Below are 19,625 nucleotides of genomic sequence, written 5' to 3'. Positions count from 1 at the left end.
GGCGCTACACCGTCAGTGCGAAGTTGGGGTTGACGCCGTACAGCGCCAACGCCGCGGACAGGACCACTACCTGAACCGACACCAGCGAGAACCGCATGGATCGGCCGACCGCCTCCCCGACGCCGACCGGACCGCCGCCGGCGTTGAATCCGTAGTAACAGTGGGTCACCATCACGATCGCCGCGATGATGATCGCTTCCAGGAACGACCAGAACACGTCGTCAGGACGCAGGAACGTCCGGAAATAGTGCTCGTAGGTACCGGTGGACTGCCCGTACAGCAGCGTCGTCACGATCTGCGGGGACAGGAACGACATGATCATCGCGAGCGCGTAGAGCGGGATGATCACCACCAGACCGGCGACGATCCGGGTCGACGTCAGATACGAGATCGACTTGATGCCCATCACTTCCAGGGCGTCGATCTCCTCGCTAATGCGCATTGCGCCCAGCTCGGCGGTGGCGCCGGCGCCCACCGTGGCAGCCAGCGCGATACCGGTGACGACCGGGCCGGCGATGCGCACGTTGATCAGCGCGGAGAAGAACCCGGTGAATGCCTCGACACCGATGTTGCCCAGCGAAGCGAAGCCCTGGATGGCCACCAGCGAGCTACCGGACAGGGTCACGAACCCGACAATCGCGGCGGTGCCGCCGACCACTGCCATCGCGCCCGTGCCCATGCCGATCTGAGCGATCAGCCGCAGCGTCTCCTTGCGGTAATAGTGCAGCGCGTGCGGAATCTGCCCAAGGCTGACCATAAAGAACCACGCGAGCTGCCCGGTCTCGTCGAGTCCACGCCCGACACTGCCGGCGTAGCGATTGACGTTGGCGACCGCCCGCGGAAACCGGGAACGGACTACCGCTGATGTCGACATGTCAGTGCCCCGTCCCGAATCGAACACCGATCGTGGTCAGGATGACGTTGACCGCGTACAGCGCGACCACGCACAACACCACGGTCTCGTTGACCGCAGTCCCGAGGCCCTTCGAGCCGCCGCGCACGGTCAGCCCGCGGTAGCAGCCGACCAGGCCGGCGATCAGTCCGAAGGTAGCGGCCTTCACCATCGCGATGACCACCTCGGGCAGGCCGGTGATGGTGGTCAGCGTCGCCAGGTACGCGCCGCCGGAGACGTTCTGCAGGTACACCCCGAATAGGTAGCCGCCGACCAGGCCCACGGTGATCACCAGTGCGTTGAGCAGGGTAGCCACCACCGTCGCCGCGATCACGCGGGGTACCACCAGGCGGTGGATCGGGTCGATGCCCAGCACCTCCATCGCGTCGATCTCTTCGCGGATGGTGCGCGCCCCCAGATCGGCGCAGATGGCGGTGGAGCCGGCCCCCGCGACAACGAGCACCGTGGTCAGGGGGCCGAGCTGCGTGACAGCGCCGATCGCCGCGCCGGCACCGGATAGGTCGGCGGCGCCGAACTGGGCGAGCAGCACGTTAAGGGTGAAGATCAGTAGCACGGTCAGCGGAATCGAGACCATGATCGTCGGCAGCAGGGCGACCCGCATGATGAACCAGCACTGCAGGATCAGCTCACGCCACTGAAACGGCCTGCGAAACAGCGCGCGGCCGGTCAGCACGCACATACGGAAGAAGCCGCCGACCATGGTCAGCGGTGTCTCGAGCTGGTCGCGCACGTAACCGATCAGATGCGGGCGTGAAGTCGTTGTCACGAATGCCCCCTGCCGGCGGGGCCACTCGGCCCGTGGCGCTGCGGCGAATGGTGTCGCACGCCTCCTCCTTGCCCCGACCCTTGGTGTGTGACCCACGTCTCCCTACTGACAGGTAGTAACGGAGACCACAGGAATGTACCCGATGGTCGGCCACGTGTGTATAGCAACTCAACAATTGACGTCACGTCAGCAACCAGCAAACATTTCCAGCCCCGTCGACTTTCCTCTCATATCACGGATTCTCCCCGCGCAGAAGGACTTTCGGCGTCACTTCGGACCCCGTAGCGCACCCTCAGTTCAGTTTTGAGTACCTTCCCGGCAGGATTGCGCGGAAGGGCGTTTACGATCTCGAGCGCCTTTGGGTGCTTGTACCGCGCGAGCCGCTCGGACAGGTACTCACCTAGCTCTTCGATCTGCAGGTGGCCTTCCGTTACAGCGACGACCGCGATCGGCACCTCGCCCCATCGTTCGTCGGCCCGACCGATCACGGCGGCCTCCACGATGCGCGGGTGACCGGCCAGGACGTTCTCCACCTCGGCGCAGTAGATGTTCTCGCCGCCGGAGATGATCATGTCCTTCTTGCGGTCGACCACCCAGACGTAGCCGTCGGCGTCCATCCGGACCAGGTCTCCGGAGTGAAACCAGCCGCCGGCGAACGCATCGGCGGTGGCCTCCGGGTTGTTCCAGTAGCCGCTCATCAATGTCGGTGCGCGATAAACGATTTCGCCCACCCCGCCGGGCGGCACATCGTTCATGTCGTCGTCCACGACGCGGGCGGCGACCGTCGGGATCACCTTGCCCACCGAGCCTCGCTTCCGGATCGCGTCGTCGCCCAGCAGCATGCAGGTGACCGGCGACATCTCGGTCTGTCCGAACGCGGCGAGTATCTGGGTGCCCGGGAACATCTCAGACATCTGGCGCAGCAACACATCTGGCGCCGGGGCGGCACCCCAGGACATCACCCGCAGCCGCAGGTCACGTGGTCTGGCCTGCTGCTCGGCGCAGACGGCCTGCCATTGGGCGGGAACCAGGAAGACAGCAGTGACCTTCTCGGCCGCCAGCACGTCGAGCAGCTGCGCGGGGTCGAACGCGCCCAGCGGATAGATCACCGTGGGGACACCCAGCAGCATGCCGGTCAACAGGTTGCCGATGCCGGCGATATGGAACAGCGGGACTCCGATGAAGCCGACGTCATTGTTGAGGTCCACGCCGCTTGTGTAGAGCATGGTCATGGTCTGACCGGTCAGGTTGGAGTGGGTAAGCACCGCGCCCTTGGGCCGGCCGATGGTACCCGAGGTGTACATGATCAGGGCCGGCGACTCGTTGGGAAGGTCGATCAGGGCGGCCGGGTCGCCCGGCTCATTCATAAGGTCTTCATAGAAGAGCGTGCCGTCGTCGGAGCTGCCACCGGCGACGATGACCGTCTCCATTAGCGGGGCGATGTCACGCACCCCGGTGGCCACCGGCGCCAGCACCGCCTCGGTGACCATCACCCGCGCCTCGCTGTCCTCCACCAGGAACGCGATCTCGGTGGGAGTAAGCCGGAAGTTCAGCGGCACCGCGATCGCGCCGAGCATGTTGGCCGCCAGCACCGATTCGACGAACTCGGTGCGGTTGAGCATCAGGACCATCACCCGGTCACCGAAGCCGACTCCGCGCCGGCTCAGCGCACCGGCCAGCGCCGCGACGCGGTTCCGCAGTCCTGCCCACGTCAGGGTGTTACCGAGGAATCTCAGTGCGGTGGCCTGCGGCTGCATCATCGCGTGCCGCTCCAGCTGGTTGACCCAGTTCTGCCGGCGAGCCAGATACGGCTGCTCGTGCGCGCGGGTCTGGGCCGAGTGGCCGGCCAGCTGTGCGGTCAACTAGTCCCCTCCACTGCCATCGGTCACATGCGCACCGCTTGCGTCAGGCTGATATTTGATAAAACATGTGTTGTCTGGGTCACATTAACGGTCTGGGAGACCCTTAACAAGACCTGAGAACCACCCGACCAACAGCCACCCCAGCTGCTGAAAGGTCCTGGCAGGCCACGTGAACGCACCCCTGTCGGCGTCGTCCCGCAGGCGACGGCCATTGCGCCGGTCGCAGTTGTCCGACGAGGTCGCCGGACATCTCCGTGCCGCCATCATGTCCGGGACACTGCGCCCGGGAACGTTCATCCGGCTCGACGAAACCGCAGCCAAGCTTGGGGTGAGCATCACCCCGGTGCGTGAAGCGCTACTGAAGCTACGGGGCGAGGGCATGGTGCAGCTCGAGCCGCACCGCGGCCACGTGGTGCTGCCGTTGACCCGGCAGGACATAGAGGACATCTTCTGGCTGCAGGCCACCATCGCCCGCCAACTGGCCGTAACCGCTACCGACCGCATCACCGAAACCGAGATCGTCGAGCTGGAGCGCATCACCGATCTGCTGGCCTCGGCCGTCTCCGCCGGCGACGCCCAGGCCATCGCGACTCTGGAGTTCTCTTTTCATCGGGTGTTCAACCAGGCCAGCGGGCGCATCAAGCTGGCGTGGTTCCTCCTCAACGCCGCGCGCTACATGCCGGCGCAGATGTACGCCGCCGACCCGCAGTGGGGTGCGGCGGCGGTCGACAACCACCATGAATTGATCGCCGCGCTGCGCCGCCGCGACGCCGCCGCCGTCGTCCAGCACACCGTATGGCAGTTCACCGACGCCGCGCGGCGGCTTACCGATGCGCTGGATCGAACCGGGATCTTCAACAGCTGATGTGCGCGACCTGAAGTCGTGCGCCGCTAGCCCAGCTGCTCGGCGCGCTGCTTCACATTGGTGGCCAATTGCTCAAGCACGTTGTTGAGCAGCATCTTCACCATCGGTGGGGGCACCGGCATGCTGGGCTCGACATCGATGTCGACGGTCAGCAGGCTGGTTGGGCCCGTGGCCACCACACTAAACAGCTGCTCCTGCTTGTTGAACAGGTCACCCTGCTGCATCACGGTCTGAATCTGGTTCTCGCCCGGGTAGTACACGGCGTGGATGTAAACGCCTTCCAATCCATTGATCGACGTGTCGAGCCGCACCTGGCTGGCCCGGCCGTCGTCGTAGCGGGCCAGCACCCAGGCGCCCTTGACCCCCTCGTTCCACTCCGGGTACCGCTCGATGTCGGAGACGATGCCCATGATCGACTCCGCATCGGCGCTGACCTCGACCGTTTTGCTCAAAACTGGCATTGGCGAAGCATACTGGGCGAAAATCAGGCCTCGACACACGCCGTTGTCAGCACCGATCGGATCTGATCCGGGATCGGAACGGGCCGGCGACTGGCCCGGTCGACGTAGACGTGCACCCAATGCCCCACCGCCGCGATCGGCTGCCCGGTATAGGTTTCGGTAGCTTGCGCCGCCTTGAACACCGCCAGCCGGTAGGTGACACTGCTGCGGCCCAGCCGCGTCACCGCTAGACCGACCGTCAGCGCGTCCGGGAATCCGAGTTCGGCGAAGTAGCGGCAGCCCGACTCCGCGACGATGCCCAATTCGGGGATGGTCAGCGGGTCCACCTTGGCGGTGGTAGCGATCCAGGCGTTGATCGCGGTGTCGAAAAGCTGGTAGTAGACCGCGTTGTTGAGGTGGCCGAACATGTCGTTGTCAGCCCAGCGGGTCAGCACCGGCCAGCGCACCGGGAAGTCGGCGCTGGTGAGGTCGTCGGGTGACGGCGGAACCTGCGGGACCTGAGCCATGGTTGTATTCCAGCATGTTCCACATCCGGGGAGCGGTGCTCGAGCGGATCGGTGCGCCGCGACCCTACGCCGACTCCCGACCCATCAGCATCGTCGATCTCGAACTGGCCGAGCCGTCCGACGACGAGGTGCTGGTCCGCATCGAGGCCGCCGGCGTGTGCCACTCCGACCTGTCGGTAGTCGACGGCAACCGAGTGCGGCCGGTGCCGATGCTGCTCGGCCACGAGGCGGCCGGGATCATCGAACGGCTCGGCGACGGCGTCGATGGGTTATCCGTCGGCCAACGGGTGGTGCTGGTGTTCCTGCCGCGTTGCGGCCACTGCCCGGCCTGCGCGACGCAGGGTCTGACACCGTGCCGGCCGGGCAGTGCGGCCAACAACGCCGGGACGCTGCTCGGCGGCGGGATCCGCCTGGCCTGCGCCGGACACCCGGTGTATCACCATCTCGGCGTCTCCGGCTTCGCGACGCACGCGGTGGTCAACGCGGCCAGCGCGGTACCGGTGCCCTCCGACCTACCACCAGAGGTGGCGGCCCTGCTGGGGTGCGCGGTGCTGACCGGCGGCGGCGCGGTGCTCAACGTCGGTGACCCGCGTCCCGGACAGTCGGTCGCGGTCGTCGGGCTGGGCGGCGTCGGTATGGCGGCGGTGCTGACCGCGCTGACCTACCCCGACGTTCGCGTGATCGGCATCGATCGATTGCCGGAGAAGCTCGCCGCTGCGACGGGTTTGGGTGCACATGAGGCATACACACCGCAGCTGGCCGCCGACGGCGGAGTCCGCGCCGACGTGGTGGTCGAGGCCGTCGGCCATCCCGCCGCACTGGAGACCGCCGTCGGCCTGACCGCACCGGGCGGCCGTACCGTCACTGTGGGGCTGCCCCGGCCCGACGCGCGAATCAGCTTGTCGCCGTTAGGATTTGTTGCCGAGGGACGTTCTCTGATCGGTAGCTATCTGGGCTCCGCGGTGCCCAGTCGCGACATTCCCCGCTTCGTCGCGCTGTGGCAGTCCGGACGATTACCAGTAGAAGCGCTGGTGTCATCGACGATCCGCCTCGGCGACATCAACGAGGCGATGGACCACCTGGCCGACGGCACCGCGGTCCGTCAACTCATCACCTTCTGACTGGGGAGACGGGCACATGACGATCAACGACCGGGTCTATCGGCTGCTGCGACTGCCGTTACCGGTGGTCTCGTTGCGCACGATCGTGATCGTGGCGGCACTTTCGGTGATTGCCCTCGTCATCATCCTGGGCACCTGGGTGTGGGTGGGTGTCACCAATGAGCAGTACAGCCAACTGGATCGACGACTGGACTCGGTCAGCAGTCTGGGTGACGTAAGCAGCCTGCTGCAGAGTCCGCCGGCTGCCGAACCACCCGCCACCGCCGACAGTGTGGCCCGCACGGTGCGGGTAGGCGCGGAAACAGTGTCGGCGCCGACCAACATCGTGCTGCCGGATCTGCCCGTCGGCTACTCCACCACGACAATCGGCGGCGTGCCGTATCGGGTACGCACCTTCACCGCGGGACAGGCCAAGGTCGCGCTGGGCGCCCCGCTGGCCCAGGCCGAGGATCGGATCGATCAACTGCACCTGCGGGTGTTGCTGATCTGCGGCAGCGTCATCGTCGGCACCTTCCTGGTGGGCAGCGTCATGTGGCTGATCATGATCAACCCGTTCCGGCTGCTGGCTCAGCAGGCCCGTGCCATCAACGCCCAATCCAAACCGGAGGAGGTGCAAGTCCGCGGCGTTTGGGAGGCCGTGGAGATCGCCGAAGCCGTCGAGGGGATGCTGGCCCGCATCGGCGACGAACAGCAGCGCACCAAGGACGCGTTGGACTCCGCGCGTGATTTCGCCTCGGTCGCGTCCCACGAACTGCGTACGCCGTTGACCGCGATGCGCACCAACCTCGAAGTGCTGGCGATGCTGGAGCTGCCCGCCAAGCAGCGCGGGGAAGTGATGGCCGACGTGCTGCGCACCCAGAGCCGTATCGAGGCCACGCTGTCGGCGCTGGAGCGGCTCGCCCAGGGCCAGACAATTACCACCGACGACTTCGTGCCCGTCGACATCACCGAACTGCTGGATCGCGCCGCGCACGACGCCGAGCGCATCTACCCCGACCTGACGGTGTCGCTACTGCCCTCGCCGACGCTGCTGATGCTGGGCCTGCCCACCGGGCTGCGGCTAGCGGTGGACAACGCGATTGCCAACGCGGTCAAACACGGTCACGCCCACCGGGTGCAGCTCTCAGCGGTCAGTTCCCGGGCCGGAGTGCAGATCGCGATCGACGACGACGGCACCGGCATACCGGAGCACGAACGCCTGACGGTGTTCGACCGGTTCTCCCGGGGGTCCACCGCCTCGCATTCGGGGTCGGGTCTCGGGCTTGCGCTGGTGGCTCAGCAGGCCGAACTACACGGTGGCACAGCGTCTTTGCATGAAAGCCCGCTCGGTGGCGCCCGGCTGTTGTTGGACCTACCCGGTCCAAAGCCGCCCGCCGATCAGAGGTAGAAGGCCTTCGCCAACGCCTCGCCCTGCAGGGCGAACAGGCGTTGGCTGGCCGACCAGTCGGGTAGCAGCGAGTCGAAGCCATGGCAGGTCCCCGGAAACACGTGCAGCCCGGTGCCCACGCCAGCGCGCAGCAGCCGCAACGCATAGTCCACCGCCTCGTCGCGGAACGGGTCGACCTCTGCACAGGTGACCAAGGCCGTTGCCAGGCCTGACAATTCGTCACGCCGGGCGGGGACCGATGCAGCCGTGGGAGGCTGCCCGGCCAAATAGTACCGCCACATCAACGCCGCGCCTTCCCCGTCGAAAGCCGGAGTGGCACGGAATTCGGTCCTCGATGCGGTGAGCCGGTCGTCGAGCACCGGCTGATGCAGCAGCTGGAAAATCACCGACGGCAATACGCCGTCGGCGGCGCCCTGGGCCAGGCAGGCGGCCAGTGCGGCACCGGCGCTGCTGCCGGCCACCGCCAGCCGCGTCACGTCTACGCCCAGTTGCGCTGCGCTACCGGCCACCCAGTTCAGCACCGTGATCGCATCTTCGAGCGCCGCCGGAAACGGATTCTCCGGCGCCAGCCGATAGTCGACGGATACCACTGAACACCTTGCCCGACGGGCCATTTCGATGCACTGGCGGTGATCGGTGTCGAGGTTACCCAGCGCGAAGCCGCCGGCGTGGCAGTAGACCACCGTCGGCGCCGGTTGGGTTGGGTCGCCACCACGGTAGATGCGCACCGTTACGTGGTGGGCAACCGTGTCTTCGATCACCACTCCCGCCATGTCCTGCCGGAGATCGGCGCGGCGCTGGTTCATCGACTCGCGGATCAGCGGGATGGACTCCGCGGTGAAGATCGTCCGGTTCACCGCGACAGCGCGTAGGGCGGGATGCAGCCGTTCGACGGCCTGCAGCTCGGTCAGCTGGGGCGTCATCATGCCCACGAAGGTACGCCCACCGTTCGGCATGTGCACCATAGATCCCCGCTCAGCGGATCTGCAGGCATTGTCCACCGTCGACGACCAGTTCGGAGCCGGTGATAAACGACGCCTCCTCGGCTACCAGAAACGCTACCGCGTCGGCAATCTCGGTCGGCTGACCAAGTCGGCCGAACATCGCGACGTCCGCCAGCCGCTGCTGGGTCCTTTCGTCCAGCATTGGGGTAGCGACGGGCCCCGGGAAAACCGCGTTTACGCGGATGCGGTCGGTGGCGAGTTCGGCCGCGGCGGTTTGGGTCAGGCCGCGCAGGGCCCACTTCGCCGAACCGTAGGCGCAGTGTTGCGGGAAGGGACGGATCGCTCCGGTGCTGCAGATGTTGACGATCGCTGCGTTTTCAGCGGCTCGCAGTTGCGCCAGCGCGGCACGCATACCCAGGAATGCGCCCAAGCAGTTGACCCGCCATGATCTTTCGAATCCCTCGACCGTCTCATCGGCCAGCGGGGCGCGGTGCAACATGCCGGCGTTGTTGACCAGGGCGGTAAGCCCGGCGAACCGTTCGACAGTGGCTGCAACGGCGGCGTCCCACTGCGCCGGATCGGTGACGTCGAGCTTGATCGGAAGCACTGACTCCGTCGCGGCTGCCGCGAGTTCGTCGTATCGCAGATCACCGGCAGCCACCGAGTAACCCTTGCTCAGCAGCTTCTGCACGATCGCCCAGCCCTGCCCGCCGGCGGCGCCGGTGACCAACGCGACCTTCACAGCGAGACCACCTCCGGGCTGTCGGACAGCCCACCACTGGTAACGAACCGGCACCGGCGCCGACGGATCAGCCAGGTCCCGTCGCGGTGGACCAGCTCGTCCTCGTAGTGGGCCAGCCGTTGCTGCTGAGTGCTGGCGTTCACGAACAGCACCTGAGACTGCGCGGTGGCGCTGTCGCCACGCGGTGCGATGCTGGTTGCGCCGAGTAGATGCAAACCGCGCGGGGCCTCCTGGAACATCCTGCCGATTCCGCCGCGACCGGCGAAGGTGCGTCCGTAGACCGTGAATTCGGCGTCCTCGGTGAACAGTGTTAGCGCTGTGGCGGTGTCGTGGGCATCGAGAGCGAACGCGTATCTGGCGAGTAATTCGCGGATCGCACTGAAGGCGTCGGTCATTCGGCGACGGCCTCACGTAGGTGCTCGGCGGCTCCGCGCCGCAGTGCCTGGGATTCGGCCGCCAGGGTGATCATCTGAAAACCGATCTTCGCCAATGCATTCCCCGCCTTGCCGTCGCTGCCGTGAATTCCGATGACCAGACCGGCAGAGGCGGCCACCCGGTAAATTCGCTTAATCGCGTCCAACACCTGCGGGTCCCGGAGCGCCCCCGCCGCGGCAACACCCATCGAGATGGCCAGATCAGCTGGGCCGACATAGATTCCGGTCAGCCCCGGTACTGCGCAGATGTTCACCGCTTCGGCCACCGCGGCCGCAGTCTCGATCATCGCGAATACACTGACCCGCGCTTCCAGTGCGGCGGGGTCATGCCCCAGGCTGGCCCGCAGCGGGCCGAAGCTGCGCACCCCGTTGGGCGGAAACTTGGTTGCAGCCACCGCCGCGGCGGCCTGCTCGGCCGACTCGATCATGGCGATGATGACCGCGTCGGCTCCGGCGTCCAGCACCCTCCCGATCGGCGCCGGATCGGCGTTGGGCAGCCGGACAGCGGTGGCGATCGGAACGTGTTCGAGGCGACGCAGGACTCCGGCGACGTCGGCGTCGTCGAGGTAGCCGTGCTGCGTGTCGAATCCAACGTAGTCATAACCGGCCTTGGCGAACTCCTCGGGGCCGATCGCCGTCGGCCCGGTGACCCAGCCGCCCCAGATCGGCCGCTGCGGTCGTCTCTGAAAGACACTCATACGCTAATCGCGATCTTGACCCTCGCCGGATCGGGCCGGCAGGCGAGTTCGAATGCGGCCTGCACGTCGCCGATGCCAAAGGTGTGCGTGAGGTAGGCCCGCAGCAGGTCAGGATGCTCGGCGGCGAATTTGCCGGCCTGTGCCAGCATGCGCCGGCGATCAAGCGTCACACCAGATTTCAGGGTCAGGTTCTTGCGCAGCATGCTTCGCATGTTGATCGGGTAGGACTCGTCGTCGGCCACACCGAAGTAGAACACGGTACCGCCTGGATTGGCGGCTTCAACGGCGTGACCAAGAGTCGCCACCTGGTGGCCGACCGCCTCGATGACGATGTCGGCCCGGTCCTTGGGCGCGAGTCGGCTCACCCACCTATCGCTGGTAGCGCGTACACCGTCATCGACCCCGTAAGTGGGCCAGAGGTTTCCGCGGTCAACCGGGTCGACACCGGTCACCCGACGGGCTCCGGCGGCCTTGGCCACATAAGAGAACAACAGCCCGATGGATCCCTGCCCGATGGTCGCGACGTGCCGGCCGGCCAGGTCCGGCAATTGCTCGCACGCGTACAGCACGCAAGCGAGCGGTTGCAGGCCGACAGCCTGCGCGGGCGTCAGCGACGGGTCGTAGGGCGCCAAGCCGTCGCCGTCGCTGATCACCCGCTCCATCATGCCGTCGAACCCCGACGCCCAGCCCACCACCAGGTCGCCGGGCCGGTGCTCGGGATGCCGGCTGGCGAGGACCTCGCCCGCGACTTCGTGAATCGGGAAGCCATCCTTATCGGCCGCGCTGGGGCCGTCGTCGCCGGGGAGCCGCCCTTGGGCGCCACGGAAGGCCGGCAAGTCGCTGCCGCAGACACCGGCAGCCAGGAAACGCAGCAGCACTTGACGATCCGTCAGATCGTCAGCGGTCTTATCCGGGATCTCGGTCTTTTCGAACTGATATGGGGCGATGATCCGATAGGACCACACGTCAAACCTCCACGGGAATGTTGTTCCAGCCCCATTGGAAGCTCGACGGCAACCGCACCGCGTCGTCGCCGCGAATCTGAAAGTCGGGCACCCGCCGCAGCCATTCCTGAAGTAGCACAGCAACTTCCAGCCGCGCCAGGTGATAGCCGAGGCAGAAGTGCTGGCCGCGCCCGAACACCAGCGACCGCTTAATCGGTCGGTCCCAGATGAACTCGTCGGGATCGGGGTACTCCCGCTCGTCGCGGTTGGCCGAGGCCAGCAGCGTGATGACCCGTTGTCCGGGTTCGATGGTGTGGCCGTGGATGGTGAACGGCTTGCGGGCGGTTCGGGCGAACCATTGCGCGGGAGCGCAGTACCGCAGTATCTCCTCCCGGGCGATCTGCACATTGGTGTCGAGATCGGCCCGGACCGCGGCCATCTGATCGGGACGGCGACTCAGTTCCCACAATCCGGTCGCCACGATCTTGGGGACGGTCTCGGTGCCGCCAATGAATACGCACAGCATCTGGGTGGCGACTTCGATGTCGCTGAGCGTGCTGCCGTCGGGCAGGTGGTAACCAAGCAGGCCGTCGACGATCGGCAGCGCCTTTTCCTTGCCATTTCGGTGGCGCTGCACCACAGGAATCAGAAATTGCAGGTAGTTCGGCCGGGATTCGGCGGTGTCGACGCCCTCGCCGGGCTGCGCCAGGCTGCCCGCGTTCACCGCCGCCAGTACCTGCGGCGCGAGATCCGTTGAGATTCCCAGCAAGTCGCACACCATCGACGCTGCAACGATGCCGCCGTACTCCTGGGTCAGGTCGAACTCACCCCGTGGCAGCAGCAGGTCCAGGCGTTCGTTGGCCAGGGCGCGGACCCGGGATTCCAGCGCGGTAACCGACCTCGGCCGGAACGGCTGGGAGTGCGCGCGCCGAATCTCGCCGTACAAATCTGCGTCGAACACCGCGTGAAAAGGTAAGGGGTGCAACGGTGGGTCGGGGACCGCACCGCCATTGTGCTTGGCCAACAATGACGCCGACGGCAGCGTCCCCTCGGAGGCGACGAACGTGCCGTCGTTGACTTCCAATACCCGCCAGATGTCCTCGAATCGGGAGAGCGCGAAGGTATCCCACTGCGGTATGTAGTACACCGGGTATCCATCACGCAGGGTGCGATAGTAGGTAGGCGGGTTGGCCATCACCTGCGGATCGAAAGGGTCGTAATGGAATTCGTTCATTTCAGTCACTGCAGGGGCGACGGCGGTAACGCCTGCAGAATCGAGTCTTCCCAGCCGTCACGTAACGCAGGCGCCACGCTCATCCACGTGACGATCTCGGCCGGCGGGCTGTCCTTCCAGGACGGATAGTGGTTGGCGAAGCACTCCCATCCCCCTTCCAGTGCCCAGTAGTGGATGACCTCGTTGAATCGGAAGGTGGTGGTGAACGAGCCCAGCCAGTACTTGCCGGTGCTCTCCGACCAGGGGACGTAAAGCCGCTCCAGTTCCCGGATGTAGTCGTCCTGCCGGCCGGGCTTGGTCTGCATGATCTCTTGAATCACAAGCGCAGCACTGAAATTCGCCTCCTGCAGCTGAGCCAGCGGCTTGTTGCTGGGCCCGGCATACATGATGCGGCCTTCTCCCCTGGCACCGATGTCCGCCAGAAACGCCGACCATTTGCCGGCGGCCGCTTCGTGGCTTCCGCCGCGGGCCTGCGCGGCACCGATCCGGGCGTAGTCGGCGAACCCGTCGATCTCCCAGATGATCGTCACTTGCGGCCAATGGCCGTTGAAGGGGGTGGTCTCCCAAATGGAGAACAACCGGGCACCAAGCGATTCCATCATCGGTTGATAAGTGTCGACGAAGACCTCGGTGAAACGATCGCTGCCGCCGCAGCCCAGGTCGATGGTCTCGTGCAAGTACAGCAGCGTATGCCGATAGTACTTTTTCATCGCCATCCGACTCAGCCGAGCCAGGCCGAATCGGTGACCAATGCTTCGACGGAATCAACTGAGCTGTAGCCGATTCCGGCGGCGTGCAAAGCCTGGCCCTTGAAGGCCCGGGCGGCGGCGCTTAGGGTGTACTCGACTCTGCGCAGGCCACGCGTCATACCGAGTGGCCAGTTCTCACCCCACAGCGCGACGTCGATCAATCGCTTGTCCAAGGCGTCGCGCACCCGGTCCCGGACCCGCTCATCGGCGTTGAACGCTTCGCAACTGACGGCCAGGCCTTGGGTCTGCCCGTCCCGCGTGTCGAATTCAGCACCCAGGTCCAGAACCTGTACGCCTAGAACCTGCAGGGGGCGGGCGGCGCAGCCGCGCGGCAGCAGGACGTTGACCTCCCATCCCGCCATCACCCGGTCGAACAACCAGCCGCCGGTCGTCTGCACTACGTCACCGGTGTCTGCGGCGAAGACGTCGAGCCGGTGCCGCAATGGCTGACCGTCGTCGCGGGTGCGCCGAGTGGTGCCTCTGCCAGGGCGATCGCTGATGCCGAACGTTTGAGTGACCATCAAACCTATGCCTGTCGCGCTTGTCATGGGCTGTTACCGGGCCCGCGAAGCGGGTGCCGCGGCTCATGGGACAGCGTGACACTTTTGCTTACTATTGTAAAGCTCCGAAGGCCACTCAGGTAGGGCGACGGGCGGCCAGTTCGGCGAGTACTTCAGCGGTGTGCTGGCCGAGTTCAGGGGCACGGGAGCGCGGTGACCAGGGTGTTCCGTGGAAATCGGCGGGCGTGGCCACCATCGCGACACCGGCTCCTGGCGCTGAACCGTCGGGCACGTCGATGATTCCGCCCGCGGCGTGGAACTGCTCGTCAGCCACGATGTCCTCGACACTGTTGATCTGTGACCAAAAGAAGTCAGGTTCGCCAGCGAAAAGTTCGGACCAGTCCTCCAGTGATTTAGTCGCGAAGATCTCGTCGAGTTCGCCGATGAGCTGTGCAGCGTTGACCGCGCGGGATCGCGCATCGGCATAGCGAGGATCGGTGAGCCACTCGGGCCGTCCGACCACCCGGCACAGTGCGGGCCAGTGCCGGTCGACCTCAAGTCCGACGATCCAGAACCGGCGGCCGTCGCCGGCTGCGTAGTTGTTCATGCAGGGGTTGCCCATAGTGGAGCGTTCGCCAATCGCGATCGGCTGGCCGGTGAGCAGGTAGGTGTTGAGATCGAAGCTGACCGTGTAGGCGCCCTGGCGGTACAGCGAGGTGGTGACCAGTTGGCCCGTACCGGTGCGCTCGCGGGCCAGCAGTGCTGCGCACACCGCGGCGGCAAGTGTCATGCCGGCGGAGTGGTCGCCCATGCCGCCGCGCTGGAACGGTGGGGTGTCGCCGGGCCGGGTCAGCAGGTGGGCGATGCCGCCGCGCGACCAGAAGGCCGCGACGTCGTAGGCGGCGCGGTCGGCGTCGGGACCGGTTTCGCCATACCCGGTGATCAGCCCGTAGACAAGTCTCGGGTTGCGTGTGGCCAACGTTTCGTAGTCCAGGCCCAGGCGTTGTAGTGCCCCGGGTCGTATGTTGGTGACGAAAACGTCTGCGCTGTCCAGCAATTCGAGTGCGGTTCGGCGACCTTCATCAGTGGTGAGGTCCAGCACGACGCTGCGCTTGGATCGGTTGTCCATCTCGAACGGCGGGTTCACCCCCAGGTCGCAGCCCAGCATCCGTCCGAACAGCCGCCCGGGATCGCCGGTCGGTGGCTCGATCTTGACGACGTCGGCGCCCCAGTCCGCCAGGATGCCGCCCGCGGCCGGGCCCGCGACCCAGACTCCGAGCTCGACGACTTTGATGCCCTCCACCGGTCCCGCCATACCCGGAACAGTAACCAGGTGCGATCAGTCAGAAGGGTGGTGGTTGGTCGTCGGGTGGGGGGTGGTTGTTGCTGTTGGGGGCTGGGGCGGTGGCGTTTTCGTGGCTGGCGAGGCGGGTTCGGCGGTTGTGCCGACGTTCGGTGGCGATGCGGGTGGCGCGGTTTTGGGCGCGGGTGCGGCGGCGTCTGGGCATCATGGTGGTGCGTTCGGCGCAGTAGTCGGTTTCGGTGGTGGGGATTTCGGGGCTGGGGATCCCGCCGGTGACCTGGCACAGGCTGGGGAACAGCAACGCGCTGCCGGGAGTGCTGAGGTGGACCTGTCCGGCGGGGGAGGTGAAGATGAGGGTGCCGTCGGGCAGTTGGCGTTCGGACCAGCCCCAGAACGTTTTCACTAAGTGGTGGGTGCGGCATTTGCAGTTCAGGTTGCTGGCGTGGGTGGGTCCGCCCTGGGCGTAGGGCACTGAATGGTCTAGATCGCAGCGGGTGGCCGGCACGTCGCAGCCGGGCCAGCGGCACGTCAGATCCCGCGCGCGGACGAAGGCGGCCAATGCCGGGGAGGCGGCGTAGCCAGGCTCGGGTGGGTGGTAGCCGGGGTGGATCAGCGGTACCTGGGGGGCGCTGAGCGCCAGCTGGGCCAGCAGCTCGGGGGTGATCAGCCCCTCGGCACCGAGCAGCGATCCCGGCGTGCTGCCGCGGCCCTGCAGGGTGGCTTGTTCGGCGATCACGTGAATCGTCACCGGTGCGGCCGGCTGCCGCTGCCCGGCGCTGCACGCGGTGCGCCCGCAGCGACATCCCAGCCGGTCGGCTCCCGCGGCCAGCGCGCCCAGCGCATCAGCGCGGCGCTGGGCGTGGCTGCGTGGATCATGCGGGCACACCGTGGCCGCCAGGGCGCTCAACCGTGCCGCCAACGCCCGCGCGTCGGGGGTCAACATGCTGCCTTCCAGGTAGGTGATGCCCTCCTGATCGGCGCTGAAGCTGACCTCGCGCTGAGCGTGGCGCTCCTGGCGGCGTCGGACCGCATCGATATCCACCTGGGCCACAATCGCATCGACCTTGCCCGCCAGCCGCCCCGCAGTCAGCGCGGGCCAACGCACCACGTTGAGGGCCACCAGCTCATCGACGCGGGCCAACACGTCGCGATCCTCAATGAGATCCGTGCGCGAGACCACCGTGGCGAACGCCACGAAATCGATCTCCCCCGCGGCGAACAACTCACCCACCCTGGGCACCCGCTCACGCATCGCCCGCGCCCAATGCACCTTGGTCCGAGCGCGACGCTGACTGATCCGCAAGCCCGCGGCCACCTCAGCGGCCACCGCCTCCATTGTGTCGACCGCCCAGTCCTCGGACTCGACACTGTGGGACAGCCGGTAGCGAAACAACCCGCCGATCCCCATCAGCTGCGCCGCAGCGGCCTGGCTCTCCAACCTCGCCGCCACCTGAACCGGCGCCAGCCAGCCGCTGGACTCCGCGGTGGGTTCCCGCAACGCCTGACGCTGCAGCCGCTGCAGGTCGTGCACCCACGCCCACAGCACCGCCCGATCCTCGGTCGGAGGCGGCTGAACATCCAGTGATTCGAACATATGTTCGAGCGTAGCAGATTCTACTGACTCATACTTTCTGGCAGGGCCGCACAGTATGGATTACCGGCGGCGTGCTTGAGAAGGTGGTCAGGATGGCTGCTCGGTCGCGGCGGACCAAGATTGCTGAGGACAAGACCCGCATCGTGCTCTCGGTGCTGGCAGGAGAGATGACGTGCGCGGAGCCGGCGCGGCGTATCGGCGTGAGTTCGGCGGTGGTCACGAAGTGGAAACATCAGTTCCTCGAGGCCGGCGCGGAGCGCCTGCAGGAGGTTCCCAGCGGTCCGGCCGGAGCTAGAGGTACTCCCGAGCAGCGGTGTCTGCAACTGGAAAATGAACAACTCAAATTGGCTCTGGCCGAGGCCACCGTGCAATTCACGTTTCTGGCAGCGGGGCGCGGCGTTCGCCGATCAAGTCCCTTCGTCGACCTCGAAGCCCTAAGAGAGGAAGCGGGGCTGCCGGTTTCGAGGTTCAGCGCCTTGGCCGCCATTCCGGAGCGGACCTATTGGCGACGTTTGGCGCGGCTGCGTCACCGCGTCCCCGTCAAGGGGCCCTGGCCGGCACCGGTGGTGGACCGTATCGAGGCAGTGGCTGCCAAATACGCCCAGGACTGGCCGGCCTGGGGGTACCGCCTGGCGGCACTGCTGCGGCCACCCGGACACCGCGCCGTACGCTCTAACCATGAGCTTGGTCGCCGGCCGCGGTCCACTTGGCAAGGAGCCTGCCGGGCGCTTCACTCCCCCGATTCCCGCTGGCGTCGTCTACATCGAACCGCACCCGCGCCGCATCAAGGCAGTCAAAGGCGGCCGCACCGTCATCGACACCGAGCGTGCCCACATGGTGCACCGCGCCGGTCGCCCGCTCAGCTACGTATTTCCGGCCGAAATCGTCACCGACCTTCCAGCCGAGCCCGAGCCGCAGGCCCCGGGTTATGTCCACGTGCCGTGGGACACCGTCGACGACTGGTTCGAGGAAGGCCGCAAACTGGTCCACTATCCGCCGAATCCGTATCACCGTGTCGACTGCCGCCCCACGACCAGGCGACTACGAGTAACCCTCGAAGACAGCACGCTGGTAGACACCGACGACACCATGATCGTGTTCGAAACATCTGTTCCACCAAGGCTTTATGTAGCACCTCAGCATGTGCGCACCGAGCTGCTCCACAGGACCGAGACGTCGAGTTACTGCAACTACAAGGGCTACGCGACCTACTGGGCGCCCAAATCGCAGAACACCGACATCGCCTGGAGCTACGAGGACCCGCTCCCCGAAACCCGGCCCATCAAAGGCTTTCTCAGCTTCGATGCGGCGAAGGTTCAGGTCGAGGCAGAGCTTCCCGAAGCCTAGGCAGGCCGGCCAGGTTACGCGAGCGTCCCCAAAATGCCGTCCCAAACGGCATTTCAGCGCACATTCGAGGCCACTCGCGGCACGAAAGCTAGGTCGAGGCGGAGCTTCCCGAACCGTAGGCGGGCCGCCCCAACCGCAACTCGTGCTGGGCGATCATGTTGCGGAACACTTCCAGCGACCCGCCGTAGATCCCCATCGGCAACGCTAAGCGGGCAACGTGTTCCAGGGCGCCGTCATCGGGCGATCCCGGAGCATCGGTGGGCAACACCGCGGCCTGCCCCAGGAGCTCCATCAGTTCTCCGGATACCTCGCGCATGGTCTGGCCGATCGCGACGCGTCCGCACATGCCCGGTGTAGACAGCGCCGCCTCCATCCGCGCGAAACTGCGTCCGAGCCGGTACTGCACGTATTCGTCGCCACCATCGACCACACCGGCGACCCCGTCAATTGCCTCGGCCATCAGCATGCCGTGGCCGGCCATCGCCGCGACATCCTGCAAGCCCTCGGCGTCCCGTTCAACAAGCCCGTGCTCGGAATCCAAGGCTGCCCGCATCACCGTCCAACCGCCATTGACTTCGCCGATGCGGTAGAGATCGTCGACGCGCACGTCGCTGTAAAAGACGATGTTGGTGCGGTCGCCGTCCAGGGTGCGGATGCCCTGGATTTCGATTCCCGGCGTATCGAGCGGCACCAGGAACATGGTCAGGTTCTTGTGTTTCGGCCCGTCCGGATCGGTGTTGGTGAGAAGGAATACATACGCGGCGTTCTGGGCGTTCGAGGTAAACATCTTGGAGCCATTGATCACCCAGCCGTCACCGTCTCGCGCCGCGCGGGTCTTGCAAGTGGCGACGTCCGAGCCGCCTTCGGGCTCGGTGTAGCCCAGACATAGCCGGATGTGACCGGACAGCACGCCGGGCAGCACCCGCTGCACCAGCTCCGGCTTGGCGAATTGCGAAACAAGATGCGCCACAACCGATGTAGTGCCCCAGTGGTACCACGGCGTATGCGCACGTGCGATCTCCAGGTTGAAGATCCGCCGACGCACCGCGCTGAACCCACCCTCGGACTCTTCCTGAAAGTCGTCACCCAGATAGCCGGCTGCACCGAGCGCCAGATGCACCTGCTCGTCGAAGTTTTCGCCGAATTCGCGGTTACGGCGGCGGACGTCGTCGGTGACGTGTTCGGTCACGAACGCGCGTATCTCCGAATGGAAGGCCTGGTCGGCGTCGGACAGCGCGACGCGTGAGAAGTCCAT

20 protein-coding genes and 1 pseudogene are annotated in these 19,625 nt (G+C 66.1%); 5 read left to right on the top strand and 16 right to left on the bottom strand.

The features are described 5' to 3' along the window. Positions 1 to 4 precede the first annotated feature (4 nt). The 3 genes from H0P51_RS02215 to fadD5 form a co-directional block, all read right to left on the bottom strand. The gene (locus H0P51_RS02215) at positions 5 to 874 is read right to left on the bottom strand and encodes an MlaE family ABC transporter permease (RefSeq protein ID WP_180916440.1); all 870 of its coding nucleotides are present in this window, start codon (positions 872 to 874) and stop codon (positions 5 to 7) included. Position 875: 1 nt separating this feature from the next. Next, positions 876 to 1,613 (bottom strand): MlaE family ABC transporter permease, encoded by a 738-nt coding sequence (locus H0P51_RS02210; RefSeq protein ID WP_180918683.1) that lies wholly within the window; start codon positions 1,611 to 1,613, stop codon positions 876 to 878. A gap of 293 nt (positions 1,614 to 1,906) precedes the next feature. Further along, a complete protein-coding gene (gene fadD5, locus H0P51_RS02205) occupies positions 1,907 to 3,541 on the bottom strand; it encodes a fatty-acid--CoA ligase FadD5 (protein WP_180916439.1) in 1,635 nt (544 codons plus the stop codon). Positions 3,542 to 3,710: 169 nt separating this feature from the next. On the opposite strand from fadD5, the gene H0P51_RS02200 reads away from it, so the two are divergent. Next, a complete protein-coding gene (locus tag H0P51_RS02200; RefSeq protein ID WP_180916438.1) occupies positions 3,711 to 4,406 on the top strand; it encodes a GntR family transcriptional regulator in 696 nt (231 codons plus the stop codon). 26 nt (positions 4,407 to 4,432) lie between these two features. Here H0P51_RS02200 and H0P51_RS02195 read toward each other — a convergent pair whose 3' ends face one another. Further along, positions 4,433 to 4,867 carry an SRPBCC family protein gene (locus H0P51_RS02195; protein ID WP_180916437.1) on the bottom strand — a complete coding sequence of 145 codons (435 nt, stop codon included), beginning with the start codon at positions 4,865 to 4,867 and terminating at the stop codon, positions 4,433 to 4,435. Positions 4,868 to 4,890: 23 nt separating this feature from the next. After that, complete coding sequence (locus tag H0P51_RS02190; protein WP_180916436.1) at positions 4,891 to 5,373, bottom strand: acyl-CoA thioesterase; 483 nt, start codon at positions 5,371 to 5,373, stop codon at positions 4,891 to 4,893. Between the two features lie 14 nt (positions 5,374 to 5,387). Between H0P51_RS02190 and H0P51_RS02185 the strand changes: the two genes are divergently transcribed. Next, a complete protein-coding gene (locus H0P51_RS02185; protein WP_180916435.1) occupies positions 5,388 to 6,494 on the top strand; it encodes an alcohol dehydrogenase catalytic domain-containing protein in 1,107 nt (368 codons plus the stop codon). A gap of 16 nt (positions 6,495 to 6,510) precedes the next feature. Beyond that, the gene (locus H0P51_RS02180; RefSeq protein WP_180916434.1) at positions 6,511 to 7,881 is read left to right on the top strand and encodes a sensor histidine kinase; all 1,371 of its coding nucleotides are present in this window, start codon (positions 6,511 to 6,513) and stop codon (positions 7,879 to 7,881) included. Here H0P51_RS02180 and H0P51_RS02175 read toward each other — a convergent pair. The 10 genes from H0P51_RS02175 to H0P51_RS02130 all read right to left on the bottom strand — a co-directional run bounded on the left by H0P51_RS02175 (position 7,872) and on the right by H0P51_RS02130 (position 17,023). Beyond that, entirely contained in the window at positions 7,872 to 8,792 is a 921-nt protein-coding gene (locus H0P51_RS02175) for an alpha/beta hydrolase (RefSeq protein WP_180918682.1), read from the bottom strand. The two genes, H0P51_RS02180 and H0P51_RS02175, sit on opposite strands and share 10 nt — an antisense overlap. Before the next feature lie 64 nt (positions 8,793 to 8,856). Then, positions 8,857 to 9,567, bottom strand: a complete 711-nt coding sequence (locus H0P51_RS02170) for an SDR family NAD(P)-dependent oxidoreductase (RefSeq protein WP_180916433.1) — start codon at positions 9,565 to 9,567, stop codon at positions 8,857 to 8,859. Beyond that, on the bottom strand, positions 9,564 to 9,962 hold the full coding sequence (locus H0P51_RS02165) for a nuclear transport factor 2 family protein (protein WP_180916432.1): 399 nt from the start codon (positions 9,960 to 9,962) through the stop codon (positions 9,564 to 9,566). The genes H0P51_RS02170 and H0P51_RS02165 overlap by 4 nt, the downstream gene beginning before the upstream one ends. Continuing rightward, positions 9,959 to 10,699 (bottom strand): HpcH/HpaI aldolase family protein, encoded by a 741-nt coding sequence (locus H0P51_RS02160; RefSeq protein ID WP_180916431.1) that lies wholly within the window; start codon positions 10,697 to 10,699, stop codon positions 9,959 to 9,961. Before H0P51_RS02160 ends, H0P51_RS02165 begins: the two co-directional genes overlap by 4 nt. Continuing rightward, positions 10,696 to 11,664 (bottom strand): zinc-binding dehydrogenase, encoded by a 969-nt coding sequence (locus tag H0P51_RS02155; RefSeq protein ID WP_180916430.1) that lies wholly within the window; start codon positions 11,662 to 11,664, stop codon positions 10,696 to 10,698. Before H0P51_RS02155 ends, H0P51_RS02160 begins: the two co-directional genes overlap by 4 nt. A 1-nt stretch (position 11,665) precedes the next feature. Then, positions 11,666 to 12,877: a cytochrome P450 gene (locus H0P51_RS02150; RefSeq protein ID WP_180916429.1), complete on the bottom strand. Its 1,212-nt coding sequence runs from the start codon at positions 12,875 to 12,877 to the stop codon at positions 11,666 to 11,668. Positions 12,878 to 12,882: 5 nt separating this feature from the next. Then, the gene (locus H0P51_RS02145) at positions 12,883 to 13,587 is read right to left on the bottom strand and encodes an NIPSNAP family protein (protein WP_180916428.1); all 705 of its coding nucleotides are present in this window, start codon (positions 13,585 to 13,587) and stop codon (positions 12,883 to 12,885) included. Positions 13,588 to 13,598: 11 nt separating this feature from the next. Continuing rightward, positions 13,599 to 14,174, bottom strand: coding sequence for a hypothetical protein (locus H0P51_RS02140; protein ID WP_246398331.1), 576 nt, complete (start codon positions 14,172 to 14,174; stop codon positions 13,599 to 13,601). Positions 14,175 to 14,262: 88 nt separating this feature from the next. After that, entirely contained in the window at positions 14,263 to 15,441 is a 1,179-nt protein-coding gene (locus H0P51_RS02135; protein ID WP_180916427.1) for a CaiB/BaiF CoA transferase family protein, read from the bottom strand. Between the two features lie 28 nt (positions 15,442 to 15,469). Beyond that, complete coding sequence (locus H0P51_RS02130) at positions 15,470 to 17,023, bottom strand: HNH endonuclease signature motif containing protein (RefSeq protein ID WP_180916426.1); 1,554 nt, start codon at positions 17,021 to 17,023, stop codon at positions 15,470 to 15,472. 92 nt (positions 17,024 to 17,115) lie between these two features. Here H0P51_RS02130 and H0P51_RS29075 point away from each other — a divergent pair. Continuing rightward, positions 17,116 to 17,316, top strand: a pseudogene (locus tag H0P51_RS29075) (transposase); the annotation flags it as partial. A gap of 385 nt (positions 17,317 to 17,701) precedes the next feature. Then, on the top strand, positions 17,702 to 18,370 hold the full coding sequence (locus H0P51_RS02125; RefSeq protein WP_180916425.1) for a DUF427 domain-containing protein: 669 nt from the start codon (positions 17,702 to 17,704) through the stop codon (positions 18,368 to 18,370). An 88-nt stretch (positions 18,371 to 18,458) separates the two neighbouring features. Here the strand turns inward: H0P51_RS02125 and H0P51_RS02120 are convergent, their stop codons facing one another. Then, a complete protein-coding gene (locus tag H0P51_RS02120; RefSeq protein ID WP_180916424.1) occupies positions 18,459 to 19,625 on the bottom strand; it encodes an acyl-CoA dehydrogenase family protein in 1,167 nt (388 codons plus the stop codon).

Origin of the sequence: Mycobacterium vicinigordonae, from assembly GCF_013466425.1 — a bacterium.
GTDB classification, from domain to species: Bacteria; Actinomycetota; Actinomycetes; order Mycobacteriales; family Mycobacteriaceae; genus Mycobacterium; species Mycobacterium vicinigordonae.
Note: the sequence above shows the minus strand (reverse complement) of the source record. Positions and strands in the feature narration are given on the sequence as shown.

Excerpts from the sequence above, each read along its gene's own strand:
- H0P51_RS02215 (WP_180916440.1), bottom strand. The coding sequence starts at position 874 with ATGTCGACATCAGCGGTAGTCCGTTCCCGGTTTCCGCGGGCGGTCGCC.
- H0P51_RS02210 (WP_180918683.1), bottom strand. The coding sequence starts at position 1,613 with ATGGTCGGCGGCTTCTTCCGTATGTGCGTGCTGACCGGCCGCGCGCTG.
- H0P51_RS02195 (WP_180916437.1), bottom strand. The coding sequence starts at position 4,867 with ATGCCAGTTTTGAGCAAAACGGTCGAGGTCAGCGCCGATGCGGAGTCG.
- H0P51_RS02190 (WP_180916436.1), bottom strand. The coding sequence starts at position 5,373 with ATGGCTCAGGTCCCGCAGGTTCCGCCGTCACCCGACGACCTCACCAGC.
- H0P51_RS02185 (WP_180916435.1), top strand. The coding sequence starts at position 5,388 with ATGTTCCACATCCGGGGAGCGGTGCTCGAGCGGATCGGTGCGCCGCGA.
- H0P51_RS02180 (WP_180916434.1), top strand. The coding sequence starts at position 6,511 with ATGACGATCAACGACCGGGTCTATCGGCTGCTGCGACTGCCGTTACCG.
- H0P51_RS02165 (WP_180916432.1), bottom strand. The coding sequence starts at position 9,962 with ATGACCGACGCCTTCAGTGCGATCCGCGAATTACTCGCCAGATACGCG.
- H0P51_RS02160 (WP_180916431.1), bottom strand. The coding sequence starts at position 10,699 with ATGAGTGTCTTTCAGAGACGACCGCAGCGGCCGATCTGGGGCGGCTGG.
- H0P51_RS02150 (WP_180916429.1), bottom strand. The coding sequence starts at position 12,877 with ATGAACGAATTCCATTACGACCCTTTCGATCCGCAGGTGATGGCCAAC.
- H0P51_RS02145 (WP_180916428.1), bottom strand. The coding sequence starts at position 13,587 with ATGAAAAAGTACTATCGGCATACGCTGCTGTACTTGCACGAGACCATC.
- H0P51_RS02140 (WP_246398331.1), bottom strand. The coding sequence starts at position 14,174 with ATGACAAGCGCGACAGGCATAGGTTTGATGGTCACTCAAACGTTCGGC.
- H0P51_RS02135 (WP_180916427.1), bottom strand. The coding sequence starts at position 15,441 with ATGGCGGGACCGGTGGAGGGCATCAAAGTCGTCGAGCTCGGAGTCTGG.
- H0P51_RS02130 (WP_180916426.1), bottom strand. The coding sequence starts at position 17,023 with ATGTTCGAATCACTGGATGTTCAGCCGCCTCCGACCGAGGATCGGGCG.
- H0P51_RS02125 (WP_180916425.1), top strand. The coding sequence starts at position 17,702 with ATGAGCTTGGTCGCCGGCCGCGGTCCACTTGGCAAGGAGCCTGCCGGG.
- H0P51_RS02120 (WP_180916424.1), bottom strand. The coding sequence starts at position 19,625 with ATGGACTTCTCACGCGTCGCGCTGTCCGACGCCGACCAGGCCTTCCAT.